Source organism: Actibacterium sp. (assembly GCF_041584535.1).
GTDB lineage: Bacteria > Pseudomonadota > Alphaproteobacteria > Rhodobacterales > Rhodobacteraceae > Actibacterium_D.
Genome location: NZ_JBFHDW010000328.1, coordinates 1 through 2,610, shown reverse-complemented (window position 1 = coordinate 2,610; position 2,610 = coordinate 1). Strand labels below are relative to the sequence as shown.

Genomic DNA, 2,610 nt, shown 5'->3' with positions numbered 1-2,610 from the left:
TGGACGCCGCGCTGGCGCAGGGCCGCGCCAGTGGCAAGGCCACCGCCGCCCTTGTTCTTGCGCCTGAGGGCCTGCCGGATCTGGCCGACCGCTTTGGCCCCGAGGCACAGGATATCGCCCTGCGCCGCGTGGTCGATCGCCTGTCCGCCGCGCTGCGGGACGATGACGTGCTGGGCCAACTTGTCGATGGGCGGCTGGCCATCGCCCTGTCCCCGATGCGCCGCGCCGATCTGGAAACCCTGTTGCAGATTTCCGGCCGGGCGCTGGACGCGCTGCGCGAACCGATCACCATTGATGGCACCACGGCCTATCTGTCCGGCTCGGCCGGGTTCTGCCTGCAAAGCCGCTGCCCCGATCCAACCGGCGCGGCCCTGTTGGCGGCGGCTGAAACCGCGCTGAGCGAGGCGCAAAGCAACGGCACCGGCGCGATCCGGGCATATTCCGCCGAAATGCAAAAGGCCGTCAGCCGCCGTCACGATCTGCGCGAGGAATTAGCAACCGCGCTGGAAACCCGGCAGATCAGACCGTGGTTCCAGCCGCAGATTTCCACCGACACCGGTCAGGTCACCGGGTTCGAGGCCTTGGCCCGCTGGGCCCATCCCCAACGCGGCCTGATCCCGCCGGTCGATTTTCTGGGCATCGTCCTGCAGGCCGGGCTGTCCTCGCGCCTGACCGACGAAATGCTGTTTCAGGCCCTGTCGGCGCTGCGCGCGTGGGATCAGGCCGGGGTCCATGTGCCCTCGGTCGGGGTGAATTTCTCGGATCAGGAATTGCGCGACCCCGAACTGGTCGACCGCATCCGTTGGGAACTGGACCGGTTCTCGCTGGCGCCGCAACGGCTGACCATCGAAATTCTGGAAACCGTGGTCTCGGGCGCCGATGACGACGTCATCACCCGCAACATCGCCGCACTGGCGCAATTGGGGTGCGGCATAGATCTGGACGATTTCGGCACCGGCCATGCTTCGATCAGTTCGATCCGGCGGTTTACCGTCCGGCGGCTTAAGATCGACCGGTCCTTCGTCACCCGCGTCGACCGCGACCGCGAACAGCAAAATCTGGTCGCTGCGATCCTCAGCATGGCCGAACGTCTGAACCTTGAAACCCTTGCCGAAGGGGTCGAAACCGCGGGCGAGCACGCGATGCTGGCGCAACTGGGGTGCGGCCATGTTCAGGGCTTTGGCATCGCCCGCCCGATGCCGTTCGAAGACACGATCGGCTGGATACATCGACACCGGGAAAAGCTGGCTCAGGCCGCCAGCCTTGGCCGCCAGGCCGGATAACGGTAGATTGCTACCGGATTCGGGGAAAATCGCTTGACCTTCCCGGCGGGCTTCTGTTGAACCACCCTCACCTTGCATAGGACGGATGGCGGCCCCAATGGACGATCAGAACAAGAACCTAATCCTGGCCTCGGCGCTGAGCTTTGTGGTGATCCTTGTATGGTTCATCTTTTTCCCACCGGAAAATACCACGCCGCCCGCCGACCCGGCGGTCGCTGTCAGCACCGAAACCGGCACCACCGCCGCGGTGCCGCCGACCGTTGCACAGGCACCGGCGACCGCGATGGCCACCACCCCCACGCCCGCGACCGCAACCACGGTTGCCGATGCGCCGCGCCTGACCATCGACTCGACCCGCCTCAGCGGCTCGATCTCGCTGTTGGGTGGCCGGATCGACGAGTTGCTGCTGAAGGATTATCGCGAGTCGCTTGAACCCGATTCCGCCAATGTCGTGCTGCTGTCGCCCATCGGGTCCGCGCGGCCCTATTACGCGCTCTATGGCTGGGCCGCCGCCGGCGATCTGGATGCCGCCGACGTGCCCGGGCCGCTGACGGTCTGGAGCGCCGATGGCAACACCACCCTGACCGACACCACCCCGGTTTCGCTGAGCTGGAACAACGGCAAGGGCCTGATCTTTCACCGCACGATCTCGGTCGACGACGGCTATATGTTCACCATGGCGCAGTCGGTCGAAAATACCACCGGCGCGCCGGTCCGTCTGGCCCCTTACGGCATCGTCGCCCGTCACGGCGAACCCGATGGCAAGAAATTCTTTGTACTGCACGAAGGCGTCGTCCGTCAGAACGACACGACGCTGGAAGAAATCAAATACAAGGACATGACCGAGCTGGATTTCGTCGACCGCGAAGCGGCCCGCGCCGAAGTGGAGCAGGTCGAACAGGACGGCTGGATCGGCTTTACCGACAAATATTGGATGACCACGCTGATCGGCGAACCGGGTCAGGCCTTTACCTCGGTGGCGAAATACGTCGCTGCGGCTGACATCTATCAGGTCGAGACCCGCTTGCCGGTGATGACCGTCGAGGCCGGGACGACCGGCGCGGTCGAAACCAAGCTGTTCGCGGGCGCCAAGGAATGGGAAACCATCACCCATTACGAAAAGTCGTTGGGCATCAAGAACTTTGTCGACTCGATCGACTGGGGCATGTTCTTCTTCTTCACCAAACCGATCTTCTGGCTGCTGCACACGCTGAATGCGATGATCGGCAATATGGGCTGGGCGATCATTGCCCTGACCGTGGTGATCAAGCTGCTGGTGTTCCCGCTGGCCTATAAATCTTACGCCTCGATGGCCAAGATGAAAGAG

2 protein-coding genes are annotated in these 2,610 nt (G+C 63.8%); both read left to right on the top strand.

Annotation, left to right across the window (positions count from 1 at the left end; genetic code table 11):
- A partial coding sequence (locus ABYW26_RS13140) for a putative bifunctional diguanylate cyclase/phosphodiesterase (protein WP_372605362.1) occupies positions 1–1,283 on the top strand: 1,283 nt, incomplete at its 5' end.
- A 97-nt stretch (positions 1,284–1,380) separates the two neighbouring features.
- On the top strand, positions 1,381–2,610 hold a 1,230-nt coding region (gene yidC / locus ABYW26_RS13135), incomplete at its 3' end, for a membrane protein insertase YidC (RefSeq protein ID WP_372605361.1).